Annotated in this window: 16 protein-coding genes; 11 read left to right on the plus strand and 5 right to left on the minus strand. The window is 62.7% G+C overall.

Going from position 1 to position 14,774, the window contains the following annotated elements:
• The first annotated feature begins 52 nt into the window (after positions 1-52).
• Together DFR46_RS04140 and ruvX are read left to right on the plus strand one after the other, a co-directional pair.
• Positions 53-1,237 carry a DUF3089 domain-containing protein gene (locus DFR46_RS04140; protein ID WP_116235299.1) on the plus strand — a complete coding sequence of 395 codons (1,185 nt, stop codon included), beginning with the start codon at positions 53-55 and terminating at the stop codon, positions 1,235-1,237.
• On the plus strand, positions 1,234-1,698 hold the full coding sequence (ruvX, locus tag DFR46_RS04145; RefSeq protein WP_116235300.1) for a Holliday junction resolvase RuvX: 465 nt from the start codon (positions 1,234-1,236) through the stop codon (positions 1,696-1,698). The genes DFR46_RS04140 and ruvX overlap by 4 nt, the downstream gene beginning before the upstream one ends.
• 96 nt (positions 1,699-1,794) lie before the next feature.
• On the opposite strand, the gene DFR46_RS04150 is transcribed toward ruvX, so the two are convergent.
• The gene (locus tag DFR46_RS04150) at positions 1,795-2,205 is read right to left on the minus strand and encodes a hypothetical protein (protein WP_116235301.1); all 411 of its coding nucleotides are present in this window, start codon (positions 2,203-2,205) and stop codon (positions 1,795-1,797) included.
• Between the two features lie 156 nt (positions 2,206-2,361).
• Here DFR46_RS04150 and DFR46_RS04155 point away from each other — a divergent pair, with 156 nt between their 5' ends.
• A complete protein-coding gene (locus DFR46_RS04155) occupies positions 2,362-3,351 on the plus strand; it encodes an aspartate carbamoyltransferase catalytic subunit (RefSeq protein WP_116235302.1) in 990 nt (329 codons plus the stop codon).
• On the plus strand, positions 3,348-4,577 hold the full coding sequence (locus DFR46_RS04160) for a dihydroorotase (protein ID WP_116235303.1): 1,230 nt from the start codon (positions 3,348-3,350) through the stop codon (positions 4,575-4,577). Before DFR46_RS04155 ends, DFR46_RS04160 begins: the two co-directional genes overlap by 4 nt.
• Before the next feature lie 16 nt (positions 4,578-4,593).
• Here the strand turns inward: DFR46_RS04160 and DFR46_RS04165 are convergent, their stop codons facing one another.
• From DFR46_RS04165 to DFR46_RS04175, 3 genes are read right to left on the minus strand one after another with little or no spacing between them, the layout of a single operon-like run.
• Positions 4,594-6,099: an SPOR domain-containing protein gene (locus DFR46_RS04165; RefSeq protein WP_116235304.1), complete on the minus strand. Its 1,506-nt coding sequence runs from the start codon at positions 6,097-6,099 to the stop codon at positions 4,594-4,596.
• A 15-nt stretch (positions 6,100-6,114) separates the two neighbouring features.
• Complete coding sequence (locus DFR46_RS04170; RefSeq protein ID WP_147297610.1) at positions 6,115-6,864, minus strand: hypothetical protein; 750 nt, start codon at positions 6,862-6,864, stop codon at positions 6,115-6,117.
• Positions 6,865-6,871: 7 nt separating this feature from the next.
• Positions 6,872-7,594: a ParA family protein gene (locus DFR46_RS04175; protein WP_116235306.1), complete on the minus strand. Its 723-nt coding sequence runs from the start codon at positions 7,592-7,594 to the stop codon at positions 6,872-6,874.
• Between the two features lie 185 nt (positions 7,595-7,779).
• Between DFR46_RS04175 and DFR46_RS04180 the strand changes: the two genes are divergently transcribed.
• A complete protein-coding gene (locus DFR46_RS04180; RefSeq protein ID WP_116235307.1) occupies positions 7,780-8,799 on the plus strand; it encodes an SPOR domain-containing protein in 1,020 nt (339 codons plus the stop codon).
• A 94-nt stretch (positions 8,800-8,893) separates the two neighbouring features.
• Positions 8,894-9,175, plus strand: a complete 282-nt coding sequence (locus DFR46_RS04185; RefSeq protein ID WP_211306370.1) for a hypothetical protein — start codon at positions 8,894-8,896, stop codon at positions 9,173-9,175.
• Positions 9,176-9,186: 11 nt separating this feature from the next.
• Here the strand turns inward: DFR46_RS04185 and serB are convergent, their stop codons facing one another.
• Positions 9,187-10,068: a phosphoserine phosphatase SerB gene (gene serB, locus DFR46_RS04190; protein WP_116235309.1), complete on the minus strand. Its 882-nt coding sequence runs from the start codon at positions 10,066-10,068 to the stop codon at positions 9,187-9,189.
• Between serB and miaA the strand changes: the two genes are divergently transcribed.
• The 5 genes from miaA (at position 10,067) to ilvC (ending at position 14,717) form a co-directional block, all read left to right on the plus strand.
• Positions 10,067-11,017, plus strand: coding sequence for a tRNA (adenosine(37)-N6)-dimethylallyltransferase MiaA (miaA, locus tag DFR46_RS04195; protein ID WP_116235310.1), 951 nt, complete (start codon positions 10,067-10,069; stop codon positions 11,015-11,017). The two genes, serB and miaA, sit on opposite strands and share 2 nt — an antisense overlap.
• A gap of 87 nt (positions 11,018-11,104) precedes the next feature.
• Positions 11,105-12,853 carry a biosynthetic-type acetolactate synthase large subunit gene (ilvB, locus tag DFR46_RS04200; RefSeq protein WP_116235311.1) on the plus strand — a complete coding sequence of 583 codons (1,749 nt, stop codon included), beginning with the start codon at positions 11,105-11,107 and terminating at the stop codon, positions 12,851-12,853.
• Positions 12,853-13,368, plus strand: a complete 516-nt coding sequence (gene ilvN / locus DFR46_RS04205) for an acetolactate synthase small subunit (RefSeq protein ID WP_116235312.1) — start codon at positions 12,853-12,855, stop codon at positions 13,366-13,368. The genes ilvB and ilvN overlap by 1 nt, the downstream gene beginning before the upstream one ends.
• An 11-nt stretch (positions 13,369-13,379) precedes the next feature.
• The gene (locus tag DFR46_RS04210; protein ID WP_116235313.1) at positions 13,380-13,694 is read left to right on the plus strand and encodes a hypothetical protein; all 315 of its coding nucleotides are present in this window, start codon (positions 13,380-13,382) and stop codon (positions 13,692-13,694) included.
• Positions 13,695-13,697: 3 nt separating this feature from the next.
• Positions 13,698-14,717 (plus strand): ketol-acid reductoisomerase, encoded by a 1,020-nt coding sequence (gene ilvC / locus DFR46_RS04215; protein ID WP_116235314.1) that lies wholly within the window; start codon positions 13,698-13,700, stop codon positions 14,715-14,717.
• The last annotated feature ends 57 nt before the right edge of the window (positions 14,718-14,774 follow it).

Raw genomic sequence — 14,774 nt, forward strand, 5'->3', positions numbered from 1 at the left:
CTTTAGCGCGCCTTGGACTATGGCGCCCGCCAGACCGTATAAGAGTGACACCATGGCCGCCCGTATCTTTCTCTATCTGATTGCCACCGCGATCTTCCTCGTCCTGCTTGCCGGAGTTGCCTGGACGCTGTTTCAGGACGAACTGCTGGAGATGGCGCTGGTGCCCGGTGAAGCCATCGAGATGCTCGAAGAAGTGCCGGATCAGGCCTATGCCAACCGGGCGATGTGGCTGATCCGTCCGGATATCGAGAACCCGGCCAGCGACTGGCTCCCCGAAGGCTTTGGCGAAGAAGAAGAGGTCACAGACGCAGAGGAAACAGGAATCACACCCGCCCCCGCCCCTGTGGCCACCGACGATGACCAGCCCCGCATCCCGGTTTTCTATGTCCTGCCCACAACCTATCTCGACCGGGATCGCTGGAATGCGCCGCTCAATAGTCCGGCGGCCCGCCCCCGCCAGGAACTGTTCGCCGCCAGCCAGGCCAGCGTGTTCAACGAAATCGGGGAAGTCTGGGCACCGCTCTACCGCCAGGCCGTGATCGGTGCCTTCCTGACCGATCATCGCAATGCCGAAGTCGCGCTGCGTTTTGCCTATCAGGATGTCGAGGCGGCTTTCGACTATTTCCTGACGCAGATCGATGATGACCAGCCCTTCATTCTGGCTGGCCACAGCCAGGGCGGTCTGCATCTGGCAACCCTGCTCCACGAACGCATCGCCGGAACCCCCGCCGCCGACCGGATCGTCGCGGCCTATGTGATCGGCTGGCCGATTTCCGTCGAGGCGGATCTGCCCGCCCTGCCCCTCAATGCCTGTGCAGAGCCGGAGTCCAGCAACTGCATCATCGCGTTCCAGAGCTTTGCCGAACCCGCCGATCCCCACCAGATCACCCGCATATATGACGAGAGCACCGGTTATACGGGGGCATCACGCCGCGACACGGCCATGCTGTGCGTCAATCCGTTGACCGGCAGCCGGAACGGCGAAGCGGCGGCGGACGCCAATCTCGGCGCGGTCGTGCCCAATGAGGATATGAACAATGCCAGCCTGACACGCGGCCTGATCCCGGCCCGCTGCAACGATCAGGGACTGCTGCTGGTCGGCCAGCCGCCCGAAGCGTTCGGACGTTATGTGTTGCCGGGCAACAATTATCATGTTTTCGATTTCCTGCTCTTCTGGAGCAATTTGCGCGACGACGCGGCGCGGCGGGTCAGCGCGTATCAGGTGGCCGTCCAGTGATCACCGAAGCCGCCACCGAATTTCGAGAGGCGCTGCCCCAAGGCGGGCGGCTTGCCGGGCTCGATGTCGGCAGCAAGACGGTCGGCGTCGCCCTGTGCGATGCCGGTTGGACCTTCGCCACGGCAGCGGAAACGGTCAAACGCACCAAATTCTCGAAAGATCTGGAGCGGCTCAAAACCATCTTCGCCGAGCAGCATATTGCCGGGCTGATCATCGGCCTGCCGCTCAATCTCGACGGTACGGACAGTCCGCAGACACAGTCCACCCGGGCTTTCGCCCGCAATGTCGATCAGGCGCTCGACCTGCCGATCCTGCTCCGCGACGAACGCTGGTCAACACAGGCGGTGGAACGCGCAATGATCGAACAGGACGTCACCCGCAAGAAACGCGCGGCCCGGGTCGATGCGGCGGCGGCGGCGTTCATCCTGCAGGGCGCGATCGATGCGTTGGTGGGACTGTAGCCAAACACAAAACGGGCCGGACAGCGGCAAGCCGCCCCCACCCGTTTTGGTTGGTTTCTCTGGAACGGGCCTCGCGGCCCCTGCCCTCAAGCTTGCTTAGCCAGCCGGTTCCGCCTCGGCGGTTTCTTCCATGCGCGTAACCGTTGCGCTGCGCCCGGCGTCGCTGGTCGATACCCAACTGCCATCGTCATTGGCTTCGCCATTGGTCCAGCACTCGGTGTCGTCACTGCCTTCAGCGGTGTAGCAAAATGCACCGCCGTCACCCAGGGTGATCGCGCCTGTCACAGTCTCTTCGCCGCTCGTCCCGCTATAAGCGCCATCGGCAGCGATGGTCAGTGTGGCTTCCGTCCCGTCATCATAGACCAGCGCGTATTCACCAACCCATGCCGACATATCCACGCCGGCATCCTCGGTCGCTTCCACTTCGGTTGCGGGATCGGCTTCGGGTGCTGTTTCCGCGCACGCGCCAAGGGCCAGAACACTTGCAAGTACAAGAACTTTTCTCATCGTCGTTCCCCTCTTAGACAATCTAAGATCGGGAATTAGACGCCTATTACAGCCGCAAAGCAAGTTTGGCGCTTCTGCGTAACAGCCCTTCAACGCGAGTCAGACGTACCAATCTGTATTGCTCCCTTAACCTCTCGCGTCTAAGAGACCCCTTTAATGTCACAGGCGATTCCTATTTCTGCGGCCACTCCCGAAGGCGCGCACCCCTTTCCGCACAGGCATTTAACCGGCATTTTCGGGCTCCAGCCCTGGGAGATCACCTTCCTGCTCGACGAAGCCGAGCAATGGGTCGAGCTGAACCGCCAATCCTCCAAGCATGACGACCGGCTTGCCGGTCTCACCCAGATCAACGCTTTCTTCGAAGCTTCGACGCGCACATTGCTTTCGTTCGAGATTGCCGGGAAACGACTCGGGGCGGACGTCGTCAACATGCACGCTGCGCAATCGAGCGTGAAAAAGGGCGAAACGCTGATCGATACGGCGGTAACGCTCAACGCGATGCGCGCCGATGTCATTGTCATACGCCATCAGGCCTCGGGCGCGGTGCAGCTGATCGCCGACAAGGTGGACTGCCCGGTGCTCAATGCCGGCGATGGCTGGCACGAACATCCGACCCAGGCGCTGCTCGACGCGCTTACGATCCGCCGCCGCAAGGGCGCGCTGGAAAAACAGCGGGTCGCGATCTGCGGCGACATCCTGCACAGCCGGGTGGCCCGCTCCAACATCCTGGCGCTGACGGCGCTGGGCGCGGAAGTGCGCGTGATTGCGCCGCCGACCCTGATGCCAGCGGCAATCGAGCGTCTTGGCGTCACCCCTTTTACCGATTTCGATGCAGGGTTGGATGGCGCCGACGTTGTCATGATGCTGCGTGTCCAGAATGAGCGGATGCAGGGCGGCTTCATTCCCTCATCGCGCGAATATTTTGCCCTGTACGGGCTGACCCGGGAACGGCTCGAACGGGCCGCGCCAGACGCACTGGTCATGCATCCTGGGCCGATGAACCGAGGAGTGGAAATTGCCAGCGACATTGCCGACGATCTGGAACGCTCGGCCATCACCGAACAGGTCGAAATGGGTGTCGCCGTCCGTATGGCCTGTCTCGACGTGCTAACCCGCAAGCAACGCGGCATTGAGGGCTGGGCATGACCGCGCTTACGATCACAGGCGGAACGCTGGTCGATCCCGTCGCGGGCACTGTCTCGCAGGGTAATGTCGCCTGCGCGAATGGCGTAATCGCCGAAGCAGCGTCCGATACCGCCCAAACAATCAACGCCGGCGGGCTCCATGTCGCACCGGGGATTGTCGACCTTGGCGCGTTTTCTATCGATATTCCGGCTTTCACCGCCGGCGGGATCACGCGCGTCGCGCTGATGCCGGACCAGTCGCCCGCCATCGACGAACCGGCCATGGTTCAGCATGCCGCAGCGGCCGGCAAGCCAGCCGTCTGGATTCATCCCATCGCCGCCGCGACACAGGGGCTGAACGGCGAGGATCTGACCGAGATCGGCCTGATGCAGCGCGCCGGCGCGGTCGCCATATCGACCGGACGCATCCGCATCGCCGATTCCGGCCTGATGCACCGGCTGCTCCGCTACGCCGCCGCGCTCGACCTGATGGTCATCGCCCATGCCGAGGATGAAGGCCTGTCACGCCATGCCGTCGCCACCAACGGCGAGACGGCAACGCGACTCGGCCTGCCCAGCGCGCCCGCCATTTCCGAAGCGATGGCGATCGCGCGGGACATCATGCTCGCCGAGGAAACCGGCGCCCATATCCATTTCCGCATCGTGTCCACAGCGCGCGGTTTCGACCTGATCCGCGAAGCAAAGGCGCGCGGCGTCCATGTCAGCTGCGGCATAACGCCCGGGCACCTGCTGCTCTGCGATGTCGATATCGGCACCTATCGTACCTTCGCCAAACTCTCTCCGCCGCTGCGCAGCGCCGAGGATCGCGATGCGGCGCTGGCCGCGCTAGCCGATGGCACGATCGACGTGATATGCTCGGGCCATGATCCGCAGGGACCGGAAGCGAAACGCCTGCCCTATGCCGATGCCGAGCCGGGCATGTCGGGCGCGGAAACGCTGCTCGCCCTGTCGCTCAACCTTGTCCGCGAAGGCCATATCGATATGGCGCGGCTGTTTGCCCTGCTCTCCCGCAACCCGGCGACACTGCTCGGCGTGGACGGCGGTTCTCTCAGCGCAGAATCCACGGCTGATCTGGTGATATTCGATGCGGATGCGCCATGGCGCGTGGACACGATGGCCATGGCCTCAAGCGCAGGCAACACACCGTTTGACGAGCTGCCGGTCCAGGGCAAGGTGATCCATACGATAAAGGGCGGCCAATCCGTGGATCGACCGCCCTCCAGATAGTCTGGCATATTATCGTCTAGCGCAGTGCCGCCATCCCGGCGCCGGCCCGGGCGGCCATTTGCAGCGGCGCATCGCCGGCACGGGTCCGCACGAAGCATTCCTGGCCGCGCGAACGCAGCGTCCGACACATGCGGGCCGCCTCGCGGCTGGTTGCGAAACCGCCGAAAGACAGGCGATACAGCGTCCGGCCGCGGTCGAAAGTCGCATGGGACGGCGTATAGGAGGAAAGGCGCGAATAGCGGCGTACAGCCCGGTTCCAGGCAACGCGAACATTGGCCTCGGAAGAGAATGCGCCGAGCTGAATCACATAGCGGCCGTTGGTAGCCGGTGCAGCCGGTGGAGCCTGAACTGCTGGTGCGACTGGCTGGGCAACCGGAGCGGCAGCCACGACCGGACGATCCGGCCTGCGAGCTGCACGCAGAACTGCAAGCCAGCTTTCTTCGGCGGGCGCAGCCTGCGAAGCCATGGCGACGACTGGCGCTGTCAACGCTACGACGGGTCGCGCAGCGGGCTCGGCCGCGACCGCGATAGCATCGGTGGCATCGGCTTCCTCGAAATTGTCTTCATCCTCGACGACAAAGGCGTCGACGGCCGGCGCGGAATAGTCTTCCGCTTCAACCGCGGCGACCCGCATCGGTTCCGGGTCCGCAGCAATGACCGGCGGAACCTCCACTTCGGTGACTGCGGGCGCGGTGAAGGCGACGACCGGATTCTGCACGGCCTGATCCGCGGCGGCAGGCGCCTCGGCCATCATCACCGTGCTGTCCTGCTGCACAAGGGCGAGCCGAACCGGCTGGCCCGGATCGTTTCGCTCGGCCTCAACGCCCAGCAGGCTCGCCACCTGATCCCAGTCATGTTCCGGCGCGCTGAACTGTGTCCAGTCGCGCATTCGGCTGTCGAGATCGGCGAGGCTGATATCCTGGGCCGCCGTTATCCGGGCTTCCGCCCAGCGGCCGGCCATCGCATAGGTCAATGCAAGATTCTGCCGGGCACGCGGATCGCCGCCATTGGCGCGGGCCGCTTGCTGGAGGATTTCGATGGCACGGTCATGATTGCCGGCCAGCGCCATGGCGAGGCCGAGATCGGACGCGCCAAGGCGGCCTTCAAGAGCGTTCAGTTCGGCAAGCGCATCGGCCCGTTGCCCCTGGGCAATCTGGGTCAGCGCAAGATTGAAAGCCGTCCGGTTCAGATCCGGGTTGAGCGTGAGCGCATCCTGGAAGCTGGTTTCGGCGGAGGCAAAGCGGCCGGCCGCCAAATAGGCACGGCCGAGCAGATGCCGGTATTCAGCGCTGTTCGGCATCCGGTCCACCGCCAGTTCGGCGTGGCGGATGGCAGCCATGCTGTCATTTTCAGCAAGCGCGCTACGCGCCGACGATGCGGAGCTCGCGGCCTGCTGCGAGGCACGGCTGTCGGTTTCCGTCGCGCCTGTTGAAAAGGCGCTGTTTGCCAGCGGCGAAAATCCTACGATCGATGCGCCGACGGCAAGCGTCGATGCTGCGATTTTGATGATGCTAGGCTTCATTATACCCCTCCTCAATCAGTGCTTGTTGGCTGCGGACAGTGGTCCGGTCAGCGCCTGCACATCGGGATGCTGTTCCAGGAACTGGTCGAGCGCTTCCGTCACCAGGCGCTGGGCGGACTGGTTCAGCACCGCCGATGCCAGGCGCAATTTCAGATGACGCTCCTTGTCGAGCCGCAATGTGAAGGCGACCTTCTGGCGCGCCGGCACATCCTGTTCCTTCGGCTCGTGCGATTCCGCGGTCTCGTTCTGTTCAACCGGCTCGATCCGGTCGGCCTTCTTGACCGACAGCGGAGATTCGCCATGGGCACGCAAGCCGTGCTCGGCCTCGACAGCCGGTGCCGGCTCTTCGATCTGCTCGTCGATTTCCGCAACGGGCTCCGGCTCGGCGTCGCTCGGTTCCATCGGGCTTAGCCCGCCATGGCCATTCGTCGTATGCGTAGGCTCGTCCTGCGGTTCCGGCTCTTCCCCGGGCACCGCAAAGGTCTGCGCTTCGGCCGGTTCGAACGGCGTATAATCGGCGTCCCCCAGACCCTCGGCCAGCTGTTCCTGTTGCTTGCGGACCTCGGGAAGCGGCGCTTCACCGTGATAGTCACCATCGCCATTGACCGGATGCGGCGTTTCCAGCCCCATATCGTTCCAGCCGAGATCGTCGGTTACGTTGCCCTCGGGATTAATGAACCCCTGGCGTCGCATGGCGGGTTTTGCTGCACCTTTGCGTGCAAGCAGGCCCGAGGAAAGCGACGCGAATTTTTCTTCGCCCATCATGTCGCTCCTACTGACCTGTCACCCGGCGACCGAAGCCGCCTGCCGCCGGTCGATGGACGGCGCCAGGCTGGGCCGCGAATTTGGGCCCACTGAACACGGTCCGGCGGAAATTCTTTTCGAGCCGGTCGGAAATATAGCCCCACAGCTCATGCACTTCATTTGCCGATTTACCGTTGGGATCGACTTCCATGACCGTGCGGCCATCGATCATCGAGGCCGCGAAATCGGTGCGATGGTGCAGCGTTACCGGTGCAACCGTGCCGTGCTGGGAGAGCGCGACCGCGGCTTCATAAGTGATCTTGGCCTTGGGCGTTGCCGCATTGACTACGAAGATCAGCGGTTTGCCGGCCCGTTCGCACAGATCGACGGTGGCACCCACGGCGCGCAGGTCATGCGGGCTGGGGCGGGTCGGAATGACGATAAGCTCGGCAACCTGGATAACGCTCTGGATGGCCATCGTAATGGCGGGCGGCGTATCGAGCACGGCGAGCTTGAAGCCCTGTTGCCGCAACACTTCGAGATCGGATGCGAGCCGCGCGACGGTCGTCTGCGCAAAGGCAGGCATATCGTCTTCACGCTCGTTCCACCAGTCGGCGAGCGAACCCTGGGGATCGATGTCGATCAGAACCACAGGTCCTGCGCCGCTGCGCTGCGCTTCTACTGCAAGGTGCCCGGAAAGCGTTGTTTTTCCAGAGCCGCCTTTTTGCGATGCTAATGCCAAGACCCGCATGATATCCCCTTTGATGGCGGTATTTCATGACCGGCATTGCCACTCAGGTGACTAAAATCTGGTTAACGCTCGACGTTAAATTTTGATTGATGTCCCGGAAATGGACGGTTCAGCTTTGCTAATCCGGCTTTAACCCTGCTAATATCCTCAGTAAGTAAAGCGCGTAAAAACATGGAGAACTGCATATGGCGATGGGGCACAGAGCGGCAATTGGCGTCGCGTTGGCGCTGATAGCGATGCCCGTGGGGGTTAATGCGGGTGTGCAAGAAGGCGTCGAAGCCTGGCGCGGCGGCGATTATGCCCGCGCCATTGCCGAATGGCAGCCCCTGTCCGAAGCCGGCGATCCCGATGCGCAGTTCAATCTGGGCCAGGCCTATAAGCTCGGCCGCGGCGTACCGCAGGATATGGAGCGGGCGCGCGATCTGTTTGGTCGCGCCGCTCGGCAGGGCCATTTGCAGGCCGAAGCCAATTACGGGCTGATCCTGTTCCAGGACGGCAACCGCGAAGATGCGATGCCCTATATCATCCGTGCCGCCAATCGCGGCGAGCCGCGCGCGCAATATATTTACGGTACGGCCCTGTTTAACGGCGATCTCGCACCGCGGGACTGGCCCCGCGCTTATGCCCTGATGACCAATGCCAGCGCCGCCGGGTTGCTGCAGGCTTCCGCCAGCCTCGAACAGATGGACGGCTATATCCCGCTTGAGCAGCGCCAGGAAGGCACGGCAATGGCCGCGCAGATGCAGCAGGAAAGCCAGACGACAGAGATTGCCAGCGCGCCGCCACCTGCAAATGTGCCGGCCCCTGCCCCTACTCCGACCTTCACACCGGTTCCGGTGCCCGCACCCGCAGCTCAGCCGCCGGCCTCTGTCCCACCGCCTGCGGCGCCCCCCGCCGAATACCGACCACCCGCGGCCGCCACGCCGGCTCCTCCGGCAGCGTCGCCCACGCCTCCCCCGGCTGTGCGAACCGGTGACTGGCGGATCCAGCTTGGTTCCTTCCGCGAGCGCCCAAGGGCAGAAGCGCTTTGGCGCCGGGTCGTCGCGCGAAGTTCGTCGCTCGCCGACCTGCAGCCCTTTCTGGTGCGCGCAGGGCCCTATACGCGGCTGCAAGCCGGGCCTTTCCAGACCCGGGCTCAGGCCCGACAGGCTTGTGCCGCCGCCGTTCGCGCCGGATCGGAGTGCATTACCGTCCGTCGCCGATAGGGCAGCTTAACCGAATTTTCGTGGATCGGCGTTACTCGCTTCCTGAACAGGGGAAGTGTGGATGTCGCGACAGTACAGAATGCAGGGCGGATCAATGGCAACGCCATGGCGCAGGCGGCGCATGTGCGTTATCCATGCCGATGGCCCCGCTCCGGCTGCCCTTGAGCGCGTTTCGGGCCGCGGCGCCACCATCCGCAGCAACACAAACCCGGAATGCGGTGCAAAGATCAGGCTGGTTCATCCCGCAGCCGGTGAAATCATCGCCGAGGTCCATGCCATTTCGGAAGCCGGAATCGAGCTGAGTTTCGCCGGTGACGAGGATTCGGTGGCTTTTGCGCTCAGCGCCGTCGCCGCAGACATGACACAGGCCAATTAGAGCTTGGGCGGTTAGCCTTCGACCCAGTCGTTTCGCGCATAGCCCTGCGCATAGAGCAACACCGACAAATTCCCATGGTCGATCCGCCCATCCGCAGCATCGCGCAATTTGGGTTTGCCGTGATAGGCAATGCCGAGACCGGCCTGTTCGACCATCGCCAGATCGTTCGCGCCATCGCCGATCGCCAGCGTATCTTCGCGCGCCAAACCCAGCCTTTCGGTTTCCTCTTGCAGGACCTGGCATTTTTTTACGCTGTCAACGATCGGCCGGAGCACGCGGCCCGTCAGGCTGCCCGCCGATATTTCGAGCTGGTTGGCAATGGCCCTGTCGAAGCCGATTTCGGCCGCCACGCGCTCGGCAAACAGGGTGAAGCCGCCCGATATCAGGACCGTGTGGGCGCCATGCGCCTTCATTGTCCTGACGAGCGCCACCGCGCCCGGGGAGAGGGCCACGCGTTCGGCATGGCAGCGCGTAACGATCTCCGCATCCATGCCTTCAAGCAGCGCCACGCGCTCGTCGAGCGCCGCCACGAAATCCAGTTCGCCGCGCATCGCCCGTTCGGTGATCGCCGAAACCTGCGGTTTGAACCCGGCATAATCGGCCAGCTCGTCAAGACATTCGACGGTGATCATCGTCGAATCCATATCGGCGATGAACAGTTTTTTGGCGCGCCCGGCCGCTTCCTGCACAATGGTATCCACGCGCCCTTCCCAAGCCGCGAGTGCGGCGCGGGCGCCGGGCAAGTCGCCGACAAAGCGGATATCGGCGGCCGTTTCCGGTTCGATCCAGTCCGTGCCCAGGATTTCCGCGCCGGCCTCGGCAAGCAAATCGCTCGCCTGCGAAATATCGCCTGCGGAAAGCCGATCTGCTGCTATGAGCGTTGCTATGAACATGTGCGGAAACTCCAACCAGAACGCCACCGAGAAGTTCGCCGGCGCCAGGGTCGCGCTTATTGCCGGGCCAACCGCCAGCGGCAAGTCGTCTCTTGCGATGGCGGTTGCGGATCGGGTCGGCGGCGTTATCGTCAACGCCGACAGCGCCCAGGTCTATCGCGACCTCAGGACTGTGACGGCACGCCCAGACAAGGCCGAGGAAGCGGCGTTCCCCCACCGCCTGTTCGGCTATATCGACGGCAGCGAGGCCTGTTCGGCCGTGCGCTGGGCCGACGATGCCAAGGCGGAAATTGCTGCGGCACATCAAGGTGGCAAGCCGGCAATCCTTGTCGGCGGGACGGGATTGTATCACCGGACCCTGCTTGAGGGCCTTGCTCCAATTCCCGAAATCGACGCCGATATTCGCGCGGCGATACGCGCCCTGCCCGTTGCCGATGCCTATGCCGCACTCGAAAATGAGGATCCGGCATCCGCAGCGCGCCTCAACCGGGCCGATTCAAGCCGAATCGCCCGCGCGCTCGAAGTGGTTCGCTCCACCGGGCGGCCTGTCGACGCATGGCAACGGGAGAAAAGCGGCGGCATTGCTGGCGATATCGCCCTTGCACCGCTGATCCTGCTGCCCGATCGCGACTGGTTGTACGAACGCTGCGACCGGCGCTTTGCTGCCATGTTCGAAAGTGGAGCCGTGGAAGAGGTGGAAGCGTTGCTCCATCGGCGGCTGGACCCTGCATTGCCGATCATGCGCGCCATCGGAGTCCCGGAAATCGCGGCTTTCCTCCATGGCGAAATGGACCGGGACGCAGCCGTCGCAGCCGCCGCCCAGGCTACGCGCCGCTACGCAAAGCGCCAGTACACCTGGTTCGCCAACCAGCCTCCCGGGAACTGGCCGCGCATATCAGAATCAGATTATGACGATATCGATAGCTATATTGTAACTAAATTACTCTAATAGTGGTTGACAGACAATTATTGCCTGTCTAGCAGCCCGGTTTCGACGCTGCTATTGCAGTGCAAAATCAGACAGTGGACGAAGAACATGGCAGCCGAAAAAGCTGGAGCGGATATATTGGTCGAAGCGCTGCTGGATTGCGGCGTGGAAGTCATTTTCGGCTATCCGGGCGGCGCGGTTCTGCCAATCTATGACGCGCTGTTCGAGCAGAAGCGCATTCGCCACGTCCTGTGCCGCCACGAGCAGGGCGCGGCCCATGCGGCCGAGGGCTATGCCCGCGCGACCGGCAAGCCCGGCGTTGTCCTCGTCACCTCTGGCCCGGGCGCGACCAATGCAGTCACCGGTATCGCCGATGCGCTGATGGACTCCATTCCGATGGTCGTCATCACGGGCCAGGTCCCCTCCACCCTGATCGGCACAGATGCCTTCCAGGAAGCAGACACGGTCGGCATTACGCGGCACTGCACAAAGCATAATTATCTGGTCAAGGATCCCGACAAGCTGGGCAATATCGTCCAGGAGGCCTTTTTCATCGCCACGACGGGCCGCCCCGGGCCGGTTGTCGTCGATATTCCCAAGGATGTGCAGGTCGCGACCGGCATCTATCGCAAATCGGGGCCGATCGCGCACAAGGCCTATGTGCCGCGCGACAAACCCGATCCCGCGCGGATCGAAACCGCAGTCGAGATGATCGCGGCCGCCAAGCGCCCGGTATTCTACACCGGCGGCGGCATCATCAATGCCGGGCCGGGTGCCAGCCAGATGCTGCGCGAACTCGCCCGGATCACCGGTGCGCCGGTTACCTCTACCCTGATGGGTCTGGGCGCCCTGCCCGCCTCGTCCGATCAGTGGCTGGGCATGCTTGGCATGCATGGCACGTTTGAAGCCAATATGGCGATGAACAAGGCGGATCTGGTCATTGCGATCGGCGCCCGCTTCGATGACCGTGTCACCGGCCGGCTCGACGCTTTTTCGCCGGATTCCAAGAAAATCCATATCGATATCGACCGTAGTTCGATCAACAAGATCGTCCCCGTCGACCTCGGCATCAACGCCGATGCCGGGCGCGCGATGGAGGATATCGCCAAAATCTGGAAAGCGCGCCAACATAAAAAGGCCGACCTGCAGGACTGGTGGGCGCGCATCGATGGCTGGCGCGCGACCAAATGCCTGGCCTTTCCGCAAGCCAAAGACGAAATCATGCCGCAGGCCGCCATTCAGGCGCTGTGGAAAGCCACCCACAAGCATAACCCGATCATTACGACGGAGGTCGGCCAGCACCAGATGTGGGCCGCCCAGCATTTCGGGTTCGAGAAGCCGAACAAATGGCTGACATCCGGCGGCCTTGGCACGATGGGCTATGGCCTGCCCGCAGCTATAGGCGCGCAGATTGGCAATCCGAACGCGCTGGTTATCGATATCGCCGGTGAAGCTTCGATCCAGATGTGCGTTCAGGAACTGGGCACTGCCAGCCAGTATCGCCTGCCGGTGAAGGTTTTCGTCCTGAACAACGAATATATGGGCATGGTCCGTCAATGGCAGGAACTGACCTATTCTGGCCGTTATTCAGAAAGTTACAGCGATTCTCTTCCAGATTTTGTAAAGCTGGCGGAAGCCTATGGCTGGAAAGGCATCCGCATCGAGGCTGAGGCCGATCTTGAATCCGGCATCGCCGAAATGCTGGCTCATGACGGCCCGGTATTCGTCGATTGCTGTGTTGCCAAAATGGCCAATTGCTTCCCGATGATCCCGTCGGGCGCCGCGCATACCGAAATGATCCTCCAGTCCGATACCGTTTCGGGTGTTATGGAAGACGAAGCAAAGGCGCTGGTCTGATGAAAATACATACCGAAGCCGCCGAGCGCCACACGCTTTCCATCCTGGTCGACAATGAGCCGGGCATCCTCGCTCGGATCGCGGGCATGTTCACGGCGCGCGGCTATAATATCGAAAGCCTGACGGTGACCGGCGTCAGCGAAGACGAAACGATCAGCCGGATCACGATCGTGACCAAGGGCTCGCCCCATGTGATCGAACAGATCATCGCGCAGACCGAGCGGATGCCGCCCGTTTACAAGGTTGTCGACCTGACCGAGATCGGGCCGCATGTCGAACGGGATCTGGCGCTGGTCAAGGTGGCCGGAGCCGGGGACAACCGGATCGAGGCACTGCGCCTTGCCGATGTTTTCCGCGCAAGGGTTGTCGATTCGACGACCCAGAGCTTCGTTTTCGAAGTTACCGGCAACAGCGACAAGGTGGACAGCTTCATCGAGCTGATGCGCGAGGTCGGCCTGGTCGAGGTGGCGCGCACCGGCGTGGTCGCCATTGGCCGCGGCAAGGACGCGAGTTAGGCACGGCTTCCATGCGCGAAATCATCAGCATTTCGGCGATTATCCTCGCCTTCATCTACTTTCTGATCTTTGGTTCGGCGGTGTTTCTTGCGCTCGAGAACGAAATGCACTGGGTGCTGGCCCTGTTCGCCATGAGCTGGGTCATCATCCTCAGGCTCTGGCCGCTGCTGCCCATTCTGGCAGTGATCGGCGCCGTCAATATCTGGGGATGGGACTGGTATCGCGGCATCGCGCTTGCCCTGCCCGTCTCCATCTATGTCGTTTCTCATTATTGGACGCGGATCACCGATTATCTCCGTCGTCCCAATCAAAAACAGGGAGTTTAGACTATGCGCGTCTTTTATGATGCAGATGCCGATCTCGGCCTGATCACCGGCAAGAAGATCGCCATCATCGGCTATGGCAGCCAGGGCCACGCCCATGCGCAGAATTTGCGCGACAGCGGCGTGAGCGAGGTTGCCATCGCGCTGCGCGAAGGCTCCTCCACCCGCGCCAAGGCGGAAGGCGCCGGTTTCAAGGTCATGACCAATGCCGAAGCCGCAGCGTGGGCCGATATCGTGATGATGCTCGCGCCCGATGAGCATCAGGCCGCCATCTATGCCGAAGACCTGCACGACAATCTGAAAGAGGGTGCCGCCCTTGCCTTTGCCCACGGGCTCAACGTGCATTTCGGCCTAATCGAACCCCGCGCCGATCTCGACGTCATCATGATCGCGCCAAAGGGCCCGGGCCATACGGTGCGCAGCGAATATGTGCGCGGCGGCGGCGTCCCCTGCCTTATCGCCGTGCATCAGGATTCGAGCGGCAACGCCCATGATGTCGGCCTTGCCTATGCGAGCGGTGTCGGCGGCGGCCGCTCCGGCATCATCGAAACCAATTTCCGCGAGGAATGCGAAACCGACCTGTTCGGCGAGCAGGCCGTGCTTTGCGGCGGCCTCAGCCATCTGATCCAGGCCGGCTTCGAAACGCTGACCGAGGCCGGTTATGCACCGGAAATGGCCTATTTCGAATGTCTGCACGAGGTGAAGCTGATCGTCGACCTGATGTATGAGGGCGGCATCGCCAATATGCGCTATTCGATCTCGAACACGGCGGAATATGGAGACATCACCACCGGCCCGCGGATCATCACCGATGAAACCAAGGCCGAGATGAAGCGCGTTCTCGAAGACATCCAGGGCGGCCGTTTCGTCAAGAATTTCGTCCTCGACAACCGCGCCGGGCAGCCCGAACTCAAGGCCGCCCGCAAACAGGCCGCCGCCCATCCGATCGAGAAAACGGGCGCAGAGCTGCGCGCGATGATGCCCTGGATCGGCGCCAACCAGCTGGTCGACAAAGAGAAAAACTAGCGCCTTCACCGACACTCCGGGGTCTGCCCGGAGTGTCGGATACAGGGTCTGGACTTG

The organism is Parasphingopyxis lamellibrachiae (assembly GCF_003385775.1).
Taxonomy (GTDB): Bacteria; Pseudomonadota; Alphaproteobacteria; order Sphingomonadales; family Sphingomonadaceae; genus Parasphingopyxis; species Parasphingopyxis lamellibrachiae.

What these genes read in the sequence shown, in the direction of transcription:
- DFR46_RS04140 (WP_116235299.1), top strand. Translation starts at nt 53, where the DNA reads ATGGCCGCCCGTATCTTTCTCTATCTGATTGCCACCGCGATCTTCCTC.
- DFR46_RS04150 (WP_116235301.1), bottom strand. Translation starts at nt 2,205, where the DNA reads ATGAGAAAAGTTCTTGTACTTGCAAGTGTTCTGGCCCTTGGCGCGTGC.
- DFR46_RS04155 (WP_116235302.1), top strand. Translation starts at nt 2,362, where the DNA reads ATGTCACAGGCGATTCCTATTTCTGCGGCCACTCCCGAAGGCGCGCAC.
- DFR46_RS04160 (WP_116235303.1), top strand. Translation starts at nt 3,348, where the DNA reads ATGACCGCGCTTACGATCACAGGCGGAACGCTGGTCGATCCCGTCGCG.
- DFR46_RS04165 (WP_116235304.1), bottom strand. Translation starts at nt 6,099, where the DNA reads ATGAAGCCTAGCATCATCAAAATCGCAGCATCGACGCTTGCCGTCGGC.
- DFR46_RS04170 (WP_147297610.1), bottom strand. Translation starts at nt 6,864, where the DNA reads ATGATGGGCGAAGAAAAATTCGCGTCGCTTTCCTCGGGCCTGCTTGCA.
- DFR46_RS04175 (WP_116235306.1), bottom strand. Translation starts at nt 7,594, where the DNA reads ATGCGGGTCTTGGCATTAGCATCGCAAAAAGGCGGCTCTGGAAAAACA.
- DFR46_RS04180 (WP_116235307.1), top strand. Translation starts at nt 7,780, where the DNA reads ATGGCGATGGGGCACAGAGCGGCAATTGGCGTCGCGTTGGCGCTGATA.
- DFR46_RS04185 (WP_211306370.1), top strand. Translation starts at nt 8,894, where the DNA reads ATGGCAACGCCATGGCGCAGGCGGCGCATGTGCGTTATCCATGCCGAT.
- miaA (WP_116235310.1), top strand. Translation starts at nt 10,067, where the DNA reads ATGTGCGGAAACTCCAACCAGAACGCCACCGAGAAGTTCGCCGGCGCC.
- serB (WP_116235309.1), bottom strand. Translation starts at nt 10,068, where the DNA reads ATGTTCATAGCAACGCTCATAGCAGCAGATCGGCTTTCCGCAGGCGAT.
- ilvB (WP_116235311.1), top strand. Translation starts at nt 11,105, where the DNA reads ATGGCAGCCGAAAAAGCTGGAGCGGATATATTGGTCGAAGCGCTGCTG.
- ilvN (WP_116235312.1), top strand. Translation starts at nt 12,853, where the DNA reads ATGAAAATACATACCGAAGCCGCCGAGCGCCACACGCTTTCCATCCTG.
- DFR46_RS04210 (WP_116235313.1), top strand. Translation starts at nt 13,380, where the DNA reads ATGCGCGAAATCATCAGCATTTCGGCGATTATCCTCGCCTTCATCTAC.
- ilvC (WP_116235314.1), top strand. Translation starts at nt 13,698, where the DNA reads ATGCGCGTCTTTTATGATGCAGATGCCGATCTCGGCCTGATCACCGGC.